Below are 19,430 nucleotides of genomic sequence, written 5' to 3'. Positions count from 1 at the left end.
CAGCCTGCGCCCGCCTGACCTCTGTCCGGCCTGCCGGAGCAGGTCAGGAACCGTCTCAGATGATCTTGTCGAGCGTAATCGGCAGATCGCGCACGCGCTTGCCGGTCGCGTGGAACACGGCATTACTGATTGCCGCCGCCACGCCGACAATCCCCAGCTCACCGACAGCTTTCCCGCCCATCGTGGTCGCCTCAAAATCGGGCTCCCCCACGTTGATCGTGGTAATGCTCGGGATGTCGCCGTTGACCGGCACCAGGTAGTCCGCCAGGTTGTTATTGATCACCCGGCCATTGCGCGGATCGATAATGCCCTCTTCCATCAGCGCCTGACCGACCCCCATGATCATGCCGCCAATCCACTGGCTGCGTGCCAGTTTCGGATTGTAGAGACGGCCACTGTCGAGCGCGGCCACCATGCGTTTTACCCGGATAGTGCCGAAATCCTCATCAACCCGCACTTCCACAAACTGCGCGCTCCAGCTGTGCGCCGAAAACGCTTCGGGACGGCTCATGTCGTTCAGGTTGCGCACCATTTTGTCGCGCTCGCTTTGCGACATGTCATCCGGGAAGGTGCCGCCAGTGACCGTGAGACTCTCTGCCGGTGCCAGCGTCGCCAGCTGTGCCAGTGAAACCGCCAGCCCGCTGCGCAGAGTGTGCTGCACGCCGTCGCCTTTCAGCGTGAGCTGAGAGGCGGGGGTGCCATTGAGCGGCGACTGTGGCAGCTCGCTGGCCAGCTTCAGCAGCTGCGCGCGCATTCTTTTAGCGGTGTCGTTCACTGCGGCGGTGACGTTACCTGCCAACTGCGAACCGCCCGCGACGCCGGCGCGCGGTAAGCGGGTGTCACCCAGCTCAACCTCAATGGTGGTGGAGTCGACGCCCAGAATGTCGGCGGCGGTCTGCGCCAGAATCGTGTAGGTGCCGGTACCGATATCTGCGCCTGCACACTGCACCACAAACCGGCCGTGCGGCGTCAGGATGATTTTCGCCTCCGCCGGCAGTTTGTTGACCGGATAGGTGCCGGAGGCCATGCCCCAGCCAATCAGTTCGCGTCCTTCCCGCATTGAGCGCGGCGTCATAATCCGCCTGTCCCAGCCAAACGCCTCTGCCCCTTTCTGATACGCCTCTTTCAGACGGCGCGAACTCCAGGGGAGATCCAGCTGGTAATCTTTATCGGCCCAGTTGCGCAGCCGCAGTTCCAGCGGGTCGATGTTCAGGGCATAGGCCATCTCATCCATGGCCACTTCAAGGCCAAAGGCGCTGGGATTTTCACCCGGCGCGCGCATCCAGCCAGGCGTGACGGTGTTGATCGGGCGCGCCTGATGCTGAGCGGAGACGTTCTCCACCGCATACATGCGGGCGGTCACCTTGCTGCAGTTCTCGGCGAAGACGTCAATCAGTGACGTTTCACTGAAGCTGCGCTGGATAATCGCCTGAATTTTACCGTCACGCGAGGCGCCCAGCTCCAGCTGCTGCGAGGTAGCCGGACGACCGCCCAGGCCGGTAAAGGTCTGCGGGCGGGTCAGCGACACTTTGATCGGACGCTTCAGCGCGCGTGACGCCACGCACGCCAGTGCAACGTGGGTGTAAGGCACCGGTTTTGAACCAAAGCCGCCGCCGACGTAAGGCGAGATAATCCGCACGGCTTCGGTGTCAATGCCCATCCACTCGCCGATCTCCACCTGCGCGCCCGCCACCCACTGACTGGGCTCCCAGACGGTGATCCTGCCCTCCTGCCAGTGTGCCACGCAGGCGTGCGGCTCCATCGGCATGTTGTATTCGCGCGGGGTGGTGTAACGCTCGCTCAGGCGCACGTCGGCCTGCTGCATCGCCTGCTCTGCGTCACCCATATCGATATCCTGCTTCGACACCGGTTTCGGCTCCACGCCCTCATCGGTGGCGAAAATCAGGCCTCTGGAGGTTTCATACTCAATCTCAACCAGCGAGGCGGCCCAGGTAGCCTGTTCAAAGGTTTCTGCCACCACCAGCCCGATGTTCTGACCATTGTGAATGATCTTATCGTCCTGAATCGGGGTGTAGGTTGACTGCGCTGCGCCACCGTCTGCGATGGCGGTAGGCTTGTTAATCTTCAGGGGGTTCAGGTGGGTGTAGACCGCCAGCACGCCTGTGGCCTGCTGCGCTTTTTCCACGGACATCCGGCTGATACGACCGCTGGCGACGGTGGACTGGATGACCACACCATAGAGCGGATTTTCCGGCTGATGCTCGACCGCGTAGCGCGCTTCACCGGTGACTTTCACTTTGCCGTCACCCCGGGAGCGTGCTGCGCCTAATCCCTGAACCGGACTGGCCGTTTCTGGCATAGCCGTGGCGCTGTCGCTGGCACTGACACTCTGCATGTGCAGCCCCAGGCTGCCCGCCGCTGAGATCGCCGCCGTGGCCTTTAATAAATCCCGACGCACCTTGTCATTCACGTCACTCATGCGGTTTCTCCTGCTGCCATCAGCGCGCGGGCAATGACCCGCGGCGCCAGTTTTACTTTATAGGCGTTGTGAGCCAGCGCCTGCGTCTCCTGCGTAATCAGCTCTGCGGCCTGGAACACCGTCTCTTCATTGAACGGCTGTCCCTCCAGCGCCTGCTCAACCGACCTGACCCGCCAGGGTTTGGTCGCCACGCCACCCAGCGCGATATGCACCTGGCGCATGACCCCGTTCTCCAGCGTAAAGCCCGCGGCGGCACTGGCGGCGGCAAATTCGTAGGAGCTGCGATCCCGGACTTTCAGGTAGTGTGAGTGACGAAGGGACGTGGTCTGCGGCACTTCAATCGCCACAATGATCTCATCCTCGCGCAGGTCATGCTCACGATCGGGCAAATCGCCAGGCAGCAGGAAGAAGTCATCAATCGCGATGCGGCGGGTCTCACCCTGCTGATTCTGCACCACCACAATGGCGTCAAACGCCACCAGCGCGACCGCCAGATCGCCCGGATAGACGGCAATACAGCTGTCACTGGCACCCAGAATAGCGTGGTTGCTGTTGACGCCATCCCGTGCGGCACAGCCGGAGCCGGGGTTGCGCTTATTACAGGCAGAGAAGGTTGCCGGGTCGCGGTAGTAGGCGCAGCGGGTGCGCTGACGCAGATTGCCTCCCAGCGTCGCCATGTTGCGGATCTGCGGCGATGCGGCCTGCCAGAGGCTGCCGTAGATGGCTGGTGCCCTTTGCTGACACTCAGGATGGTCGGCCAGCTGGCTCATGGTGACCAGCGCACCCGCCGTGATGCGGTTTTCATCAAACTGCAGGGTTTTAAGCGTGGTCAGTCCGGTAATGCCAATTAACTGCGGTGGCGTGAAAACCCCACACTTCATCAGATCGAGCTGCGTGGTGCCCCCCGCCAGCAACTGGCTGCCAGCCTGCTGTTTAAGTGCAGCGGCATCTTCAGGCGACTGCGCTACTTTCCAGCTGAATTCATTCATGCCGACTCCTTCGCCATTTCGGCGGCGGCCTGTTTAATCGCATCCACGATGTGGGGATAGGCGCCGCAGCGGCAGAGGTTGCCGCTCATATATTCACGGATCTCATCCTCTGACCCGGCATGGCCCTCTTTAATACAGGCGACGGCAGACATAATCTGGCCCGGCGTGCAGTAGCCACACTGAAAGGCATCATTTTCCATAAAGCAGCGCTGCACCGGGTGCAGTTCACCTTCGGCGGAGGCCAGCCCTTCGATGCTGGTCACCTGCGCGTTGTTCGCCTGAACCGCCAGGGTCAGACAACTCAGCACTCTTTCACCATTTATCAGCACCGTGCAGGCTCCGCACTGTCCCTGGTCGCACCCTTTTTTCGTGCCGGTCAGATTAAGATGCTCGCGCAGTGCGTCGAGTAGCGTGACCCGCGGGTCGACCTGCATCTGTTGCGGCTGGCCATTGACCTGCATTGTTAGCGATATTTTTTCCGACATTGTCTGCTTCCCATTGTTGGCGGGCTGAAAGATATAGTTTTTATTGGCTTACTGCTGACGGGATCTGAATCGGGGAATAGCGTGATAACCCTAATCTTTACGCGCGTATCTCTGACTTAAGGTTTAGCAGCTTTTTCGCAATCTGGCGCAAGGATTGGGGAAAGTCAGCGTTATCTGAAGCGCTGAGCGAGAGAAACGGGCATGGCCGCATGGCTTACAATCTGCTAACGCATTGATTTTTAATTTTTTATCAGGACGTCTTTTGAATACAACCCTAACGGCGGCCTGTGTGACTTTTTCGCTAAGATTTTCCGGTAACATCTATCCCGCGGCGATTTTCAGGTGTAGTGGCAGGCTGCAAAGCGACGTTGCACCCCACCTGAACAATCTGCCTGTGTGGGGCTGGCTTTGGGTTCAGGCAGATGGGATGACAGAAAAATATTTTAAATTTCTTTCATCCGTTTTCCCTGCTCATTCGTATTAACAGACAGGGGCACTCTGGCCCTGTCTGCAAACTCAATGAGGGAAGTGAAAATGAAAGCATTCCTGCCAACTCTGATTTTTTCAGCTTTAGTTTTCAGCAGTGCCACTTACGCGGCGAGCATGAGCAGCAACACGGTGATGGTCGGCGGTGCCGCCATGTACCCGTCGAAAAATATCGTACAGAATGCCGTTAACTCAAAGGACCACACCACCTTGGTGGCCGCCGTTAAAGCCGCCGGGCTGGTCCCGACGCTCGAAGGCAAAGGCCCGTTCACTGTTTTTGCACCCACCAATGAGGCGTTTGAAAAACTGCCGCAGGGCACGGTCGACTCTCTGCTGAAACCTGAGAACAAAGAGAAACTCACCAGCATCCTGACCTACCATGTGGTCTCAGGAAAACTGGATATGCAAGCGCTGGAGAAGAAGATCAAAGCGGGTGGCGGCAAGGCCGAGCTGAAAACGGTGAATGGTGCGTCGCTGTGGGTGATGGCAAATGGCCCGCATAACATCCAGCTCAAAGATGCGCAGGGCAATATTGCCAGCATTACAACGTATGATGTTAACCAGAGTAACGGCGTTATCGATGTGATCGACACCGTGCTGATGCCATAACGCATTACCTATACTGTGTGTGGCCACCAGCACGGTGGCCACACCTTTCACAGGGAAGCCGATGACAAAAAATGTGCCCCCGATTCAGGGCGAATTAATGAACCGGATAGCCTGCGGCGACAAAGCGGCACTCGCGCAGCTTTACCGCGTCCTCTCGCCCCGACTTTACGGCATTATTCTGCGGATGGTCAGACGGCGGGACTGGGCAGAAGAGATCCTGCACGATACCTTTATTCAAATCTGGCAGTCAGCAACCTATTACGATGAGCGGCGCAGTGAACCGCACATCTGGCTGAGCCACATTGCCCGTAATCGGGCGATCGATTTCCTGCGTAAACATGAGAACCGGTGCTGCTCCATGGAAGAGATCGGCGAAGCGGAAGCGGGTTTTCAGACATCTCTTCCCGCCGATGAGAGTCATGCAGAGGCGCGGCGGCTTCAGCACTGTATGGCACACTTACCTGCTGAAGAGCGACAAAGCCTCTCGCTCGCCTACTACCGTGGCCTGTCCCAGAGTGAGATTGCCCTCTCCATGAGGCAGCCTGAAGGAACGGTAAAAAGCTGGATCCGACGCGCGTTAACTCACCTTCGGGAGTGCATAGGCCTATGAATGGTCCCGAACACGACGATCTGATGGCGGCAGAATATGTCCTGGGACTCAGCGACCCGGAAACCCGTCTCAGGCTGGATAAACGCCTGACTGAAGATGACGCCTTTGCCGCGGAGGTGCTGCACTGGCAGAAAGCGTTCAGCGGTATCGATCTGATCACCCCGGAGGCCACACCTCGCGCGGCTGTCTGGCGGCAGATTGAGCGGGATATTAACCGGCACGCTGCCACCACAAAACTGCCGCTCCGCCATCCCGGCTTCTGGCTGGGCTGGGGCCTTGCCGCGGCACTCTCGGGTCTGCTCCTTTTTACTTACCTGAACAAGCCGGAGATCTCCGAGGCGCAGCAGCCGATTGCGGTTCTCAGTGGCACGCAGCCCGATGCACAATTTGTGGTGACGCTGGACAGGGCCGCTTCGCACCTTCAGCTTTCTGCGCTTAACATTACGCTGCCGCAAAACAAGAACCTGCAGCTGTGGCTGATCAGAGGCAGTGCCCCGCCGCGATCGCTGGGCCTCATTACGCACCCTGACCATAACGTTTTCCCGCTTCCTCCTGGTACGTTAGATCATCAGACGGTCCTGGCGATAAGCCTGGAACCGGTTGGGGGATCAACGTTAAGCGGACCGTCCGGGCCGGTCATTTTCCAGGGCAAGGTCACGCGGCGTTCGTCGCCAGGCGCATGAGGTGATAAGGCCAGGATCAGAGGTCGCTATTGCACGCCCGATTTTCGATTCCTTAAAAGTCTGATGACTGATTTGCAGCGTTTTTACACTTCATCCGGTTCTTTTTACGCCTTTTTTACGGGCTGAACGTTTTAATTAGCGACTCCGGGCGCCTCTGCGCCCATGTTCAGGGAAGTCGTGGATGAAATGTTTTACTAAGCCCTATTCCATAGCGGGAGGCAGCGATGCTGCCGTGGCTGAGCTTGCTGAACAACAGCGCCTGCGTCTTATCTCACCCCGCAAATGGTTCAGAGATGCCATTGAGGTCAATACGGATCCGGCGCTGCTGAACACGCGCCTGATTGCGCATTGGCTGGGCGCAACCCTCCCGGATGCCCGCTCACTGACGCTGGCGCTGAACAGCAGCCTCTGTTTTGGTCTTTACCGCAATGGCCGGCAAATCGGTTTTGCCCGGGTCGTGACCGACATGGCGGAAACCTGGGTGATCAGGAATCTGTTCATTTCGCCCGAGTATCGTTTCGTCGGGCTCGGCTCATGGCTGCTGCACTGTTGCCTGTCGCATCCCGGTGCCAGAGGCTGCCGTAATATCATCGCCATGGGCGAGCCCGTTCCGGACTTTTTCGAACGCAACGGTTTTATGGCTTTTCCATCATTACCCGGCGTCTACGTGACGACGCTGCATGACGGGAATCACACCCCGATTTGCACAAACAGCGCCAGCAGGCATTAGGCCGTCGGGGCGCACACGCATGAGCGGTTTTCTTCAGTTTATTCTCCGACCTCCGATTAACAGCGACAGGCTGCGCGGCGCTTTTGCCTGCCTGCAGCCGGCCCTTAAGGAATACATCATGTCAGGCCTGATCCTTGTTTCTCATAATCAGTGTCAACGTTCGACGCTTACAGCTATCTATGACGGCATTCTCTCCCGACAGGGAGGACTCTGGATTAGCTGGGATGGCAAAAGCAGCGTCATCCCTGACGATGCACCAAGACCCTGCGCCGTGCAGCAGACAGGCCAGTATGAAACCGTTACCTTCCCGATGACGCCGGGCGAGCTGAATGAAGGGTATCGCCATTATATTCACAAAGGGCTCTGGCCCGTTTTTCATCAGCGCCCCGACATGGCCCGGTTTTCCACCAGCGGCTTCCAGGCGTATAAAAGTCTTAACAAAGCCTTTGCGCGCGCGATTTGTGAAAACATCACGCCCGATGATGTTATCTGGATTCAGGATTATCACCTGCTTGGCTGTGCCGCTTTTCTCCGTGAAGAGGGGCTGACCCAGCCCGTGGGTTTTTTCCTGCATCAGCCTTTCCCCGCGGGCAGAATATTTGAAACCATTCCTGAATGGCGCTGGCTGACGGAGTCGCTGTTGTGTTGCGATCTGATTGGCTTTCAGACCGTGCAGGATATGAATAACTTCATCGTCTGGCTGGAGGGGGAATTCCGGACTGAACGCCTGGAGTCGCACTGTTTTCGTGTTCACGGCCGGATTATCAGGGTGGGCGTATTTCCGGTGGGGATTGACCTGGATGATGTTCAGGCTCTGCGCGAGAGCAATAGCTGTGCCTTTATGGAGATGCAGTGCCGCGACAGCCTGCCGGAAAACAGGGTGCTCAGCGGCGGCCATCTTGATGAGAGTTCAGGCCTGCCTTACCGAATCAGCACCCTTGAAGTGTTGCTGCGCAGACATGACTGCTATCAGAAAAACATTACGCTGCTGCAGCTGGCCTCACCGGCAGCCGGACACGAACATGATGCGTCCGCAGTGGGCCAGGCACTGGAGGCTCGCTGCGGAGAGTTTAACGGGGTACATGGCGCCATGAACTGGTATCCGGTGAACTATCTGACGCAGGCTTACAGCCGCGAGGAACAGGCCGGGATCTATCGTGCCTCACGCGTGGCGCTGGTGACGCCATTAATGGCGGGCATGAGCCTGATGGCCAAAATGTATGTCGCTCTGCAGGACCCGAATAATCCCGGCGTGCTGATCCTCTCCCAGTTTGCCGGTGCAGCCGAGCAGCTGGAAGGTGCCATCACCGTTAACCCTTACGATCCTGACGGCATGGCGAGTGCGGTACATACTGCATTGCAGATGCCGTTACGCGAACGGCGAAATCTGCATGCCCGTCTGATGAACATCCTGCATATACATAACAGCCATGCCTGGGCTGGGTCCTTTTTGCGCATGCTGATTAACGTGCCGGATGAACCGGCGTCAATGCCGCCACCGACGGTTTTTCCACGCCTGAGCAGCAGCCGCGCCAGGTATTGAATCAGCGCTATCTCCACCTCCGGGATGATGCGCCTGTATGCATCAACGCCTGTCGCCGGAATAGAAGCAGAGCAGGCTTTTAACCGCTTTTATGCGCAACGTTTTCCAGCTCTTCGCGGGTTGGCCCCTGAAACCAGACTGAGCTTATGTGACAGCTTCGCGGTTGTTTGTACATGATGAATTATAAATGCCGCATGGAGAATATCTTTTATAAAGATTAAGCGGCTAATTATTATCAGGTTATTGATATGAGACATTATTTTTTCCGCTGATTTAGTCGCTGGCTGTCATTTAAGTATCATGGTTGTGTTTTATGTAACACCTGGAAATAACGCTACACGCTATAAAAATGAATGAAACATCAAACTCAGATTTTGTGAGTATATTTCCAGACGTGACTTACGGTAGTTTAAGTCACAACGAACTATTACCTGCTTTACGCAATGCGTTCCCGGTTCTGTTAATGCGCTCGGGATTATTCTGAAAAAGGAAGGTGCCCGCTTTGTCAGTGATGACCCTAACCGCGCCGCGCCAGTCATATAATCTGAATAACCGTACATCGTAAATGACGTAATAAAATTTTATGGCAGAAATGCTTATTAATCGGCGCCTGCCTGCTATGGCTTATATCGCGTGTTCTGCGCTCCGATTTTTATGATTGTTTTTCCCACGCGCTGCGCTCAACTCAGAGCTGACAGCGTCCCATTACTCAAGCTAAGAGGATTTATTATGTCGGCATCTGTGATTAAAAACGTGCTTAAAACGACAGCTTTAGCAGCAGTCGTCATGGCCGGTTTACAGGGCGCTTCGTTTGCCAAAGAGCAGCCTTCTCAGATAACCCCTGATTCAGCTTCAGCCGGAAGCGTGTCTGTAAAAAAACCGGGGGCTTCTGTTGATGCAAGCGCGGTAAAACTGGCCGCCTGGCATCATCATCTGGAGATTAACAAAAGCTGTGACGATCCGTCACTGGGTGTGGGTTGCGGAGATGGCGACGCATAACGTCTGAAAAGTGCAGACGCCTTGCAGGGGTGTCTGCACTGATGTGCATCAGATGAAACATTCTGCCTTCGGCCCCTTCGCCTCACTCCATCATTTACGCCGGCCTTGTCAGCATCTTGAATTCGTACTGAGTGTTATTTCAGAATTGCTCAGAGAAGAAACGTCATCCGCGATTTTAATAAAACCTCGATATAAATGTCATATCCTGGCGAAAAGTGGTCTTTTGCTAATTTACTAAAAAATAAAGTGAGTATGCTTTGGCAAGTCGTTTTTATGAAAACTACCACAACAGGATGGATGAGATGAAACAGGTCAGGATTTACACACTCAAAGACAGACAGTCAGCAGAAATTTATTTCCGTACACACTGGCCCCGGCATATGATTTCTCTTCCCGCTTTTAATATATATGTCAATCATGTCTATCTGAGTGATGAGTGTCAGGTCATTGCCACCGTGACCTATCAGGAGGGAGCCGACATACAGGCTATAAATCAGGAGTATATGACCAGCGAGGCCTTCAGGTCTGACATGAAAGGTTTCGACATGTCCTCAATCCTCCGGGTAGAGGAAATCAGCATTAAAGAAACCCTTTTCTGACTTCGCGATTTTCTCAGCCAGCATACATACACGCCCCTGGCCGTGAATGCTTACTCAGGCAGCGTGCAGGTGACTGGCCCGTTTCTGGCACTCAGCGGACCTGACATCACTATTCCGCAGTTCCCTCTGCCCTGCTCGCAGGCCAAATCGGTGCGACAGCCTGACCGGCAGAGTCGCCAGACAGTGCCGGACTGCCGGAAGCCAGTTCACTGAGGAGGTGACCATGAAGATAATAATTCACGATATCGCTATTTATTTTGCCCCCTAATGACTGATAAAAACCGTTTGCTTCAGCGTTTGATTTCTCGGCATTCCAGCTGAGGTTACGACACTCATTCTTGAGAGCGAGTTTCGCCATAAAACGCATGAGGCATTTACCCGTGCCCTTACCTCTCTCACGCCGGGAGACATAGAGCTCTTTAATGTGCATTTCGCCACTGTACCGGGGCGAGGGATAGAGAATAGTGCAACACGCCAGCCCAGTGATTTCAGCATCGCGACGCGCCCTGAGCACCAGCGTAGCGGAAAGCGGACTGAAGAGTCGGTTACTGAGATAATGCTTCAACAGTGCTTCCTGAATAATGCCCTTACCATAGTAGTGCTCTTCCATCTCGATAAAAATTTTCACCATGGATTCCCATTCATCTGGCGGACATATTTCTACTGTTACTTCCATGTTTACTCCCTGTCACTGAAAAAATGCCACAGTCGAGCCGGGGTTTAGCCCAACCACAGTCCTTGACTCTTTGGCCCCATATATAAATGAGCTTAGCCTTGAGCGAAAAGCGGACGCCCTATAGCGTCACCAGGCGTCCGTTCACCTGAAGTGGACGGATTACTTTACCCGCTTCCCCGTTTCGTCAATAACCTTCTCGCCATCCTCTTTTGTAAACGCGCCTTTCTGACCTTCCGGCAGAATCTCCAGCACGATCTCTGAAGGGCGGCAAAGACGAGTGCCCAGCGGCGAAACCACTATCGGTCGATTAATCAGAATCGGATATTGATGCATGAAATCAATCAACTGCTCATCACTGAATGTCTCTTCATCAAGACCGAGACGTTCATAAGGCTCAACGTTTTTACGCAGTAAGGCGCGCACCGTAATCCTCATATCTGCAATAAGTTTGATCAGCTCATCACGGGCCGGAGGCGTGTCGAGATAATAAATTATTGCAGGTTCGTTGCCGCTGTTGCGGATCATTTCCAGCGTGTTGCGTGAGGTGCCACAGGCCGGGTTGTGATAGATGGTTATGTTGCTCATATCAGTATCTCATTACAAAGTGACAGAGAGCCGCCACGCCAGCGCCGCCAGAGTGACAAACAGGACGGGCACAGTCATGACAATGCCGGTTCGCACGTAATATCCCCAGGTAATCGTGATATTTTTCCGGGCAAGCACGTGCAGCCACAGCAGGGTAGCCAGACTGCCAATCGGGGTGATTTTCGGCCCTAAATCGCAGCCAATTACGTTGGCATAAATCATTGCCTCTTTGACGACACCGGTCGCCGTACTGCTGTCAATCGACAGCGCGCCAATCAGAACTGTCGGCATATTGTTCATCACTGATGAGAGAAACGCCGTCAGGAAGCCGGTACCGAACGCCGCTGTCCATAAACCCTTGTCTGCCAGCAGATCCAGCACGCCAGACAGATAGTCCGTAAGCCCTGCATTGCGCAGGCCATAGACGACCAGATACATGCCAAGCGAGAAAATTACGATCTGCCAGGGTGCACCGCGCAGGACTTTCCCGGTGTTAATGGCATGGCCTCTTTTCGCCACCACAAACAGCACTGCTGCGCCAGCCGCTGCTATCGCACTGACCGGGATCCCCAGCGGTTCCAGAACAAAGAAACCGACAAGCAACAATAACAGGACGATCCAGCCCGCCCTGAAGGTTGCCAGATCTTTTATCGCACTGGCTGGCGTCTTCAGCAGCGAAACGTCATAGGTCGCCGGAATATCCCTGCGAAAGAAGAGATGCAGCATGACCAGCGTGGCCACAATCGCTGCCAGATTCACGGGCACCATAACGGCGGCGTACTGCGTAAAGCCCAGGTCAAAGAAGTCTGCCGAGACGATATTGACCAGGTTAGAAACAATGAGCGGCAGACTGGCCGTATCTGCAATAAATCCTGCCGCCATGATAAAGGCCAGTGTTGTGCCCTGGCTGAATCCCAGTGCGAGCAGCATCGCAATAACTATTGGCGTCAGGATCAGCGCAGCACCGTCATTGGCAAACAATGCAGCAACAGCGGCACCCAGCAGGACTATCCAGGTAAACAAAAGGCGGCCACGTCCGTTACCCCAGCGGGAGACATGCAGAGCGGCCCATTCAAAGAAGCCGGACTCATCGAGCAGCAGGCTGATGATGATGACCGCAATGAATGCCGCTGTCGCATTCCAGACGATATTCCAGACGACGGGAATATCAGCGATATGGATGACGCCGGTTCCGAGCGCCAGCGCAGCTCCGATACTTGCGCTCCAGCCAATACTCAGCCCTCTGGGTTGCCAGATCACCAGTATCAGCGTCAGTAAAAATATCCCTCCAGCCAGTAACATTTCAGACTCCATTACATATGATTACGTGAATATGTTACCTGCGTTAGCAGGAGGTGCAGGCCGATTTTGCCAGCCATTCTCGCACCTCTTCCCGCAGGCACTGCCAGGACGTCGTGATTGTCTCAGCGGCCCACGCTGGTATATGCGGTGACAGACGATAGTGGACCCACTTACCTTCACGACGATCAAGCACAAGCTTCGCCTCGCGAAGAAGCGCCATATGGCGTGATATTTTGGGCTGTGATTCGGCCGTGGCTGCACAGATATCGCATACGCACAGTTCTCCGGATTCCCGCAGAAGCATCACAATGGCGAGCCGTGTTTCATCCGACAGGATTTTAAAAAGCTGAACAGGCTGTAGCATTTTCCACTCCGCGCCTTCGAAAACATATATGTTAGTTCATATGTGTTGAGTTTAAAACCACCCAATTCCTCCGCAGAAGAAAATGGAACAATTTTCAGCCCTGAACACTGAATGCTTTGATCAGCGCATTGCTGAAGCGGGAGCCACCATCAATCCTGATCTTTTATGGCTCAGCTATGCCGCAGAGTAAGCCGGTCGTCTGCTGACGGCATGGGCGCGGTGGTGGAAATCCTGAATCCCTCTGATTTACCGCTGCCTGATGATGCGCCGGAATCGCATCACAACGTTACCGGGATGCGCAGTCTGGTCAGGTGGTAAAAGCGTGGCAAAAGATCGACAAAAAAGGACGAATGAGACCTTCTTCATGGCATGACCGCTTCGTCGATGCATTAAACATTCTTCCATCCCGGACTGACTATCGACAGACGTATCTAATTCTGGGCAGTCGTCCAGAGCTGACAATCTCCTGACACCAGCGGACCGTGCCTGAAGGAAATGTTTTACTGGCATTACACCCGTTGCTAAGGTACTCAGTAAATGGTTTTATCAATAACTATTCATGATTGCTGAATAAGGCCATAAGCATTGTCATTAGAATCCGCAGAGTGGTTTAGCCGGAATGGCATAGAGTGTTCACGGGTCAGAGCCCGTAACTCTGGCTTTCCGAAACATCTCCACGATGAATATGTCATCAGTGCAAACCTGACGGGGGTAGAGGAAATCTGGCTGGCGGGAAAAACCGCTTATGTCAAAAGTGGGCAGGTTACCTTATACAATCCGGGAACGATTCAGGCTTCACGTTTTGATACTCACGCAGTTGAATTTGTCAGCGTACACATACCTCAGGCTCTGATAAAAAAGCTGGCTGAGGAGGAGAATCTCAATAGCGCTCACGAAGCCCCGGTTCTGCGCGAAGGCATAATCAATAACACTCGCCTGTTTGACGCGCTGACCCGTTTTGCATCATCGGCCCGGCTTGATCGGGGCATGGATGAGGAGCAGGAACTGATTTTACTTTGTGGTGAGCTGCTTGAGTCGCCAGCTCTGCTTCAGCAGGGAGATGAGCAGAAAATCAACCTTGTTATTGCCTGCCTGCGGGAGCACCTTAGCGTAAGACCGCAGCTGGAGATGCTCGCTCAGCTGGCAGGGATGAGTAAATATCATCTCGTTCGCGCCTTCACCCGGCACACAGGTATGCCGCCTCTGCAATATCACATGCAGCTTCGTCTGCACCATGCCCGCGACCTGCTTCGCAGAAATGTGCATCCGCTTGATGCAGCTCTCAGGCTGGGATTTTACGATCAGAGTCATTTCATTAATGCATTTCGCAAAGTGATGGGAATTACCCCCCATCACTATGCTTTGCAGGTGAGATCAGGCCACAATAAATTCCCGGTACCCTGAGACAATCACGTAAAGCGCAAAATAGCCGAATATGATCGCCGAGGCGATAAAGGAATATTTAAGCAGGCGTTGACCCAGCAGTTTGCCGCCAAAACTTCCCACCAGGCACAGGACACACGTCCAGAACATGCCCGCAATGAAAAATCCTCCCAGAAACCAGGAGGTAGCGGCAACATTGTGCGGACCCATCCGGGAGATCAGCGCACCGCCCACGGTCGCAAACCAGAGAATGGCCGAGGGAGACGACATGGCGAGCACTACACCGCGCCCGAATTCACGTATGAGCGGACGGGAGTGATGCGTTTCGCTCACGTCAGGCTCCGAAGCGTTTCTGAAAGCGGCTATCAGCATTTTGCCTGCGAACCAGAGAAGCATCGCGCCACCCCCGATCCACAGTATCCAGCGAACGACTTCATACTGAAGCAGTACGGCCATGCCCGCCAGCGCCAGTAATGCATATGCCAGATCACCCACACACGTCCCCATTCCCAGCCAGAAACCATGAAAATATCCGCGTTGCATGGCAAGGGTGATCATCGCAATATTGGCAATCCCGATATCAAGACACAATGAAAGGCTCAGTAAGAAGCCATTCGAAAACTCGATCATAATGTAAAGCCTCTAATCGTCTTAACATCCCCGTTTACCCGACCAGTTAAGCAGCCGATCTGTAATTCGTATTGGAAGAAATTGCGTGAAGAGTCAGATCGAAGGACACATCGTATCCTTCATCAACGACTTAGCTGAGCCGTAATGTTTAATCGGTTCGCACGTCTGGTCGCCCCGCTCTCCTGTCTTGTCCGGACGGGAATCAGTCCGAAGTGTTCCTTCTGTCTCGATAACATCGCCATTTACATCGCTCGCTATTTAATAGTTTACAACAAGGACATTTGATGTCAGTGTAATCAAAATAAATAGCACACTACTTAATAGCAAGCATAAGGAAAGCCGTCATGAAAGTGAAAATTACCGCAGGTGCTTTATTGTTAGCCAGTCAGATGACGTCAGCCTGGGCAGATTCTGCTGAAAACGTGCCGCAACCTACCGCTGGCGTGGCGACGTTCCTCAACGCACTGAACAGCAGTGGCGGGAAGCCCATGGAGACCTTATCCCCTGAAGAGGCCCGCGCAGTACTGACCGGAGCGCAGAAAGGGGCCCCACTGCCGCCCGCCCGAATCGCCGAAAAAACCATCACGGTAATGGGCAAACCGCTGACGCTGACGATAGTGAAACCTGCCAGTGCCTCTGGCGAGTTACCGGTGTTCATGTTTTTCCACGGCGGTGGCTGGGTACTGGGTGATTTTCCTACACACGAGCGTCTGGTTCGCGATCTCGTTAATGAGTCCGGTGCTGCGGCGGTATTTGTGAACTACACACCTTCACCTGAAGCCCGTTATCCGGTTGCGATTACCCAGGCTTACGAGGCAACAAAATGGGTGGCCGAACATGGCAGTGAAATTGGCGTGGACGGTAAGCGTCTGGCACTGGTGGGGAACAGCGTGGGCGGAAATATGGTTGCTGCCGTCGCGTTACAGGCAAAACAACATAAATCACCGGCAATTCGCTATGACGTGATGCTGTGGCCTGTTACCGATGCTCATTTTGATGATGCCTCTTACCAGCAATTTGCCAACGGCTATTTTCTGACGCGAAACATGATGAAGTGGTTCTGGGACAACTACACCACCTCAGAAAAGGAGAGGAGTAACATTCTGGCCTCGCCGCTGCGCGCAACCAAAGCCGAGCTGGCGGGTTTACCGCCAACGCTGATTCAGACTGCCGAGCTGGATGTACTGCGTGATGAAGGGGAAGCATTTGGCCGAAAACTGGATGCTGCTGGTGTGCCGGTAACCGTTACGCGCTACAACGGCATGATCCATGACTTTGGTTTGCTGAATGCTCTGAGTAAAGAGCCAACAGTGCGAACGGCGATTAGCCAGGCGTCAGCAGAGCTGAAGGAACACCTTAAGTAAACGCCGTGATTCATGCGTTGTAAAAGGGCGAATCAGCCGGCCAGCGCCGGCTGACTTCTCAGGCTTCAATGCAGTCAGGCATCAGCGACTTATGACTCGTCTCTGTGCAACCTGAATAAGCGGCATACTCTGGCTTTGTAGTCGTGTAAGGATTAATGCCCAGAATAGCCCGGTTGTCACTGTCATCGCGCTGGTTCAATGGAATAAATGCGAGTACACATGCGCGTTAGCGGCTACTCGAGGAATCTCGCTTAAGAAATATATTAAGAAGTCCGCTTCTGGCACAAAATGGTATTCTTATAGGTTGAAGGTCCGCTATAAGTGAAAAGCGAACGTCATAAACTCGACGTCAGATTATTACCACCACATTGAAAGATTACAACCCGGCTGCGAACTCAGATAGGCATCCCCATTATCTTTAGTGTGCTCTGTTGGGAAGCTGTGCTGAGAACTGTGTCTTTGACATGTAGCATCCCCTGTTTTTCATAGAATCTGTAAGCACGCTCATTCTGCTCAAGTACTTCCAACCACAGGTACTTTTTTCCACGGTTTTGCGCAATCGCTATGAATCTTTCAAACATCATCTTTCCGTAGTTCTTACCCGTCTCTGTGGGTATCAGATATAGCTTATTAAGTAAGACACCTGAAATAGAAGTCTCTGGTATACAGCTTTCCCAGGTGATCTTTGCAAAGCCGATAGGGTGATGTGCTTCTGCCAGATACCACGATGTGCTGGGATCTTGAAGACTTTTTTCAAGCGCAGGATACGAGTACTCAGCATCTAGAAATACATTCATTTCAGATTCTGAAATCCACATGTGGCTGAAATGAGAGCGATAAATGTTGTAGCCGAGCTCATTCAATATTCCTTAATCCGTCAGATCCGCATCCCGTATGTTAAATATCATGAATTAAATCCCCTGTTTAACGTTTGCTCTTAAATCCCTGAACTGCGGGAGCATTTTGGAATATGTCAGGTTCTGTACGTTGGGCTTAACATAAAATTGCTGCAGGCTGTCCTCTGCAGCCTGCCCAAACTCAAATCCCTGTGCATAACCGCAATAGGGTTCTCAATTTACACCAGGTCTTATCCTTGCTATATCTTATCTCAAATCAGCGGACACCCTGTCCTCTCAGTCAGACCATGCGTTTATAGGGGGTATCGAAATGAATCAGACCCACTCCGTTCCGGAAATTTATAATCCTGATGTGCCGTACACAGTGAAGTGCGAGATCGTGACCCAGTTGTGCCGGGCACTGGCTGCCCATAAAAACATGACCCCGGACGATCTCAGGAAGTATCTTCTGGATAAGCTTCATGTGGATTTCGTAAATCTGGATGATAATCCGGTGGGAATGCTGCTCTTATACGAGTACCTCTATTCTCAGCGTCCCCCGGCCTGTGCCGAAGTGAAAAAAAAACCTTCACTGAAAATAACCTCAGGCGGGGAATTTGTTTACCGCACCACCCCGCCTGTAACCGCGCCTGTCAGCAATAAAAAACCTCACCCGATGCCGAACGTGGCCGGTTATTCTACTCTGATAAGAAGATACCGCCCCACTGCGCTTTTGCATAACCCGGGCGCCCCCCGGGCCGCAAAGCCTGTTGAGATCACTCCGTCAGACGCGCCAGCATTTTGCCTCTGTAAGTATAAATAATTGCGCATATCAGCAGGCTAAGCAAAGCCGTGCAGATAAAGACACCCGCGCCAGTCATCGCCAGCATTACCCCACCGATTAACGGCCCGACAGAAATTCCCAGAGACGACAGCATTGAGGCACCCAGATAAGCCCCCCGATGCGCTGCCGGTGCCAGTTGATCAAGCAGGATGTTCAGGTTCGGCATCAGGATCGCTTCTCCGACACTGAACACACAGGTCACTATCAGCCAGAGCCAGATCTCCGTCGAACGCGTACAAAAAAAGCAGATTTGCGAAAGTGCGAAAATTAACCCGCCCAGAAGAATGCGTTTTGGCAGGGAAACGGGGGCCAGAAACCGCATGATAAACGTCTGAAAGAGCAGCACGGTGCAGGCATTCGTCACCAGTATCAGAGTAACCAGTTTTATGGCGGCGTCCCCATCCAGTAAAAGGAGATACTGGGGCAGGATGGCTTCGTAGTGGATGAATACAATACTGCACAAAATGCTGCACAGCAGCGCGGCAATATAGATTTTGTCCCTGGCAATAATACGTACGACCTGATGCAGTTTTAACGAAACCTCACTGCCAGCCTGTGACGCTTTCAGCAATTTGCCCGCGGGCACAAATAGCAGGACGTAAACGAAAAAAGGAATATATGACAAACCCGTAATCAGGAATGTGCCCTTCTGAGAGGTAAGCCCGAACGCAATTCCGGTCAGCGGACCAAATACCGCGGCGACGTTGATAAGGTAGTAGCGCATTTGCAGAGCAAGCGCTCGGCGGCGGCGGTCCACCAGCAAATCACTCATGAGTGCACGCAGAGGAGGGTCAACCCAGGCAAAGGAAATGCCGATGATCATCAGGCCAATGAAAAACAGCCCGATGCCTGCGGCCTGAGCAAGAATGATGTAGCCCAGCGCAGAAAAACCACACCCCATGAGAAGAATAACGCGTCGACCCAGCCTGTCTGAGATCTGCCCGCCATACATACCCAGCACCACTGAAAACAGTGCGCTGCTGGTCATCGCCACGCCAATCGCAATCGGTGACATATGATAATGCTGTGCCATGATCACGGCGATAAAAGGCCAGGCCATGAAATAGCTGAAGCGGATGACCAGCGTAAAAAAGAGCAGCGCATGAACTGTTGCCGGAAAAGATTTCAGCGTCTGAATTAATCCTGGCGCCGCGCCCTCCTCTGCGACGGGTTTAGTTGTCATAAATCTCCTTATTCTGTTTTATGAATGCATCCCGCGCGCAGCAGCGCATAAGTGATTAAATAGTAATAAAATTATTTCACATATCGTGCA

Annotated in this window: 21 protein-coding genes; 11 read left to right on the top strand and 10 right to left on the bottom strand. The window is 53.7% G+C overall.

Features of this window, described 5'->3' with window-relative positions; genetic code table 11:
- Window positions 1-55: 55 nt before the first annotated feature.
- The 3 genes from HFD92_RS06465 to HFD92_RS06455 are packed head-to-tail and all read right to left on the bottom strand — an operon-like array spanning window position 56 to window position 3,890.
- Window positions 56-2,440, bottom strand: coding sequence for a xanthine dehydrogenase family protein molybdopterin-binding subunit (locus HFD92_RS06465; RefSeq protein ID WP_167428546.1), 2,385 nt, complete (start codon window positions 2,438-2,440; stop codon window positions 56-58).
- Window positions 2,437-3,429 carry a xanthine dehydrogenase family protein subunit M gene (locus HFD92_RS06460; RefSeq protein WP_167428545.1) on the bottom strand — a complete coding sequence of 331 codons (993 nt, stop codon included), beginning with the start codon at window positions 3,427-3,429 and terminating at the stop codon, window positions 2,437-2,439. Before HFD92_RS06460 ends, HFD92_RS06465 begins: the two co-directional genes overlap by 4 nt.
- A complete protein-coding gene (locus tag HFD92_RS06455; protein WP_009092803.1) occupies window positions 3,426-3,890 on the bottom strand; it encodes a (2Fe-2S)-binding protein in 465 nt (154 codons plus the stop codon). Before HFD92_RS06455 ends, HFD92_RS06460 begins: the two co-directional genes overlap by 4 nt.
- Before the next feature lie 558 nt (window positions 3,891-4,448).
- Here HFD92_RS06455 and HFD92_RS06450 point away from each other — a divergent pair.
- From HFD92_RS06450 to HFD92_RS06420, 7 genes are all read left to right on the top strand, one after another.
- Window positions 4,449-5,009, top strand: a complete 561-nt coding sequence (locus tag HFD92_RS06450; RefSeq protein ID WP_167428544.1) for a fasciclin domain-containing protein — start codon at window positions 4,449-4,451, stop codon at window positions 5,007-5,009.
- A 61-nt stretch (window positions 5,010-5,070) separates the two neighbouring features.
- The gene (locus tag HFD92_RS06445; protein WP_167428543.1) at window positions 5,071-5,619 is read left to right on the top strand and encodes a sigma-70 family RNA polymerase sigma factor; all 549 of its coding nucleotides are present in this window, start codon (window positions 5,071-5,073) and stop codon (window positions 5,617-5,619) included.
- On the top strand, window positions 5,616-6,302 hold the full coding sequence (locus HFD92_RS06440; RefSeq protein ID WP_167428542.1) for an anti-sigma factor domain-containing protein: 687 nt from the start codon (window positions 5,616-5,618) through the stop codon (window positions 6,300-6,302). The genes HFD92_RS06445 and HFD92_RS06440 overlap by 4 nt, the downstream gene beginning before the upstream one ends.
- 181 nt (window positions 6,303-6,483) lie before the next feature.
- Window positions 6,484-7,032: a GNAT family N-acetyltransferase gene (locus tag HFD92_RS06435; protein WP_167428541.1), complete on the top strand. Its 549-nt coding sequence runs from the start codon at window positions 6,484-6,486 to the stop codon at window positions 7,030-7,032.
- 118 nt (window positions 7,033-7,150) lie between these two features.
- A complete protein-coding gene (locus HFD92_RS06430) occupies window positions 7,151-8,575 on the top strand; it encodes a trehalose-6-phosphate synthase (RefSeq protein ID WP_167428540.1) in 1,425 nt (474 codons plus the stop codon).
- Between the two features lie 729 nt (window positions 8,576-9,304).
- A complete protein-coding gene (locus HFD92_RS06425) occupies window positions 9,305-9,574 on the top strand; it encodes a hypothetical protein (protein WP_140029454.1) in 270 nt (89 codons plus the stop codon).
- Between the two features lie 302 nt (window positions 9,575-9,876).
- Entirely contained in the window at window positions 9,877-10,173 is a 297-nt protein-coding gene (locus HFD92_RS06420) for a hypothetical protein (protein ID WP_167428539.1), read from the top strand.
- Window positions 10,174-10,282: 109 nt separating this feature from the next.
- Here the strand turns inward: HFD92_RS06420 and HFD92_RS06415 are convergent, their stop codons facing one another.
- The 4 genes from HFD92_RS06415 to HFD92_RS06400 all read right to left on the bottom strand — a co-directional run bounded on the left by HFD92_RS06415 (window position 10,283) and on the right by HFD92_RS06400 (window position 13,100).
- Window positions 10,283-10,849, bottom strand: a complete 567-nt coding sequence (locus tag HFD92_RS06415; RefSeq protein ID WP_167428538.1) for an N-acetyltransferase — start codon at window positions 10,847-10,849, stop codon at window positions 10,283-10,285.
- A 159-nt stretch (window positions 10,850-11,008) separates the two neighbouring features.
- Entirely contained in the window at window positions 11,009-11,434 is a 426-nt protein-coding gene (gene arsC, locus HFD92_RS06410; RefSeq protein WP_167428537.1) for a glutaredoxin-dependent arsenate reductase, read from the bottom strand.
- Between the two features lie 12 nt (window positions 11,435-11,446).
- Complete coding sequence (locus HFD92_RS06405) at window positions 11,447-12,736, bottom strand: arsenic transporter (RefSeq protein ID WP_167428536.1); 1,290 nt, start codon at window positions 12,734-12,736, stop codon at window positions 11,447-11,449.
- Between the two features lie 43 nt (window positions 12,737-12,779).
- Window positions 12,780-13,100 (bottom strand): transcriptional regulator, encoded by a 321-nt coding sequence (locus HFD92_RS06400; protein WP_009092791.1) that lies wholly within the window; start codon window positions 13,098-13,100, stop codon window positions 12,780-12,782.
- A gap of 165 nt (window positions 13,101-13,265) precedes the next feature.
- Here HFD92_RS06400 and HFD92_RS21880 point away from each other — a divergent pair, with 165 nt between their 5' ends.
- Together HFD92_RS21880 and HFD92_RS06390 are read left to right on the top strand one after the other, a co-directional pair.
- Complete coding sequence (locus tag HFD92_RS21880) at window positions 13,266-13,418, top strand: hypothetical protein (RefSeq protein WP_158526764.1); 153 nt, start codon at window positions 13,266-13,268, stop codon at window positions 13,416-13,418.
- Between the two features lie 267 nt (window positions 13,419-13,685).
- On the top strand, window positions 13,686-14,504 hold the full coding sequence (locus HFD92_RS06390; RefSeq protein ID WP_167428535.1) for an AraC family transcriptional regulator: 819 nt from the start codon (window positions 13,686-13,688) through the stop codon (window positions 14,502-14,504).
- On the opposite strand, the gene HFD92_RS06385 is transcribed toward HFD92_RS06390, so the two are convergent.
- Window positions 14,475-15,113 (bottom strand): LysE family transporter, encoded by a 639-nt coding sequence (locus HFD92_RS06385; protein WP_167428534.1) that lies wholly within the window; start codon window positions 15,111-15,113, stop codon window positions 14,475-14,477. The two genes, HFD92_RS06390 and HFD92_RS06385, sit on opposite strands and share 30 nt — an antisense overlap.
- Before the next feature lie 344 nt (window positions 15,114-15,457).
- Here HFD92_RS06385 and HFD92_RS06380 point away from each other — a divergent pair, with 344 nt between their 5' ends.
- Window positions 15,458-16,477, top strand: coding sequence for an alpha/beta hydrolase (locus HFD92_RS06380; RefSeq protein WP_167428533.1), 1,020 nt, complete (start codon window positions 15,458-15,460; stop codon window positions 16,475-16,477).
- Window positions 16,478-16,872: 395 nt separating this feature from the next.
- Here the strand turns inward: HFD92_RS06380 and HFD92_RS06375 are convergent, their stop codons facing one another.
- Window positions 16,873-17,340 carry an N-acetyltransferase family protein gene (locus tag HFD92_RS06375; protein WP_370525219.1) on the bottom strand — a complete coding sequence of 156 codons (468 nt, stop codon included), beginning with the start codon at window positions 17,338-17,340 and terminating at the stop codon, window positions 16,873-16,875.
- A 304-nt stretch (window positions 17,341-17,644) separates the two neighbouring features.
- Between HFD92_RS06375 and HFD92_RS21660 the strand changes: the two genes are divergently transcribed.
- Window positions 17,645-18,136: a hypothetical protein gene (locus HFD92_RS21660; RefSeq protein ID WP_167428532.1), complete on the top strand. Its 492-nt coding sequence runs from the start codon at window positions 17,645-17,647 to the stop codon at window positions 18,134-18,136.
- Here HFD92_RS21660 and HFD92_RS06365 read toward each other — a convergent pair.
- Window positions 18,090-19,340: an MFS transporter gene (locus HFD92_RS06365; RefSeq protein WP_167428531.1), complete on the bottom strand. Its 1,251-nt coding sequence runs from the start codon at window positions 19,338-19,340 to the stop codon at window positions 18,090-18,092. The two genes, HFD92_RS21660 and HFD92_RS06365, sit on opposite strands and share 47 nt — an antisense overlap.
- Window positions 19,341-19,430: the final 90 nt, after the last annotated feature.

Origin of the sequence: Pantoea sp. EKM101V (assembly GCF_011800325.1) — a bacterium.
GTDB lineage: Bacteria > Pseudomonadota > Gammaproteobacteria > Enterobacterales > Enterobacteriaceae > Pantoea > Pantoea anthophila.
The sequence above is the reverse complement of the archived record's forward strand: the minus strand, read 5'-3'. Positions and strand labels throughout refer to the sequence as shown.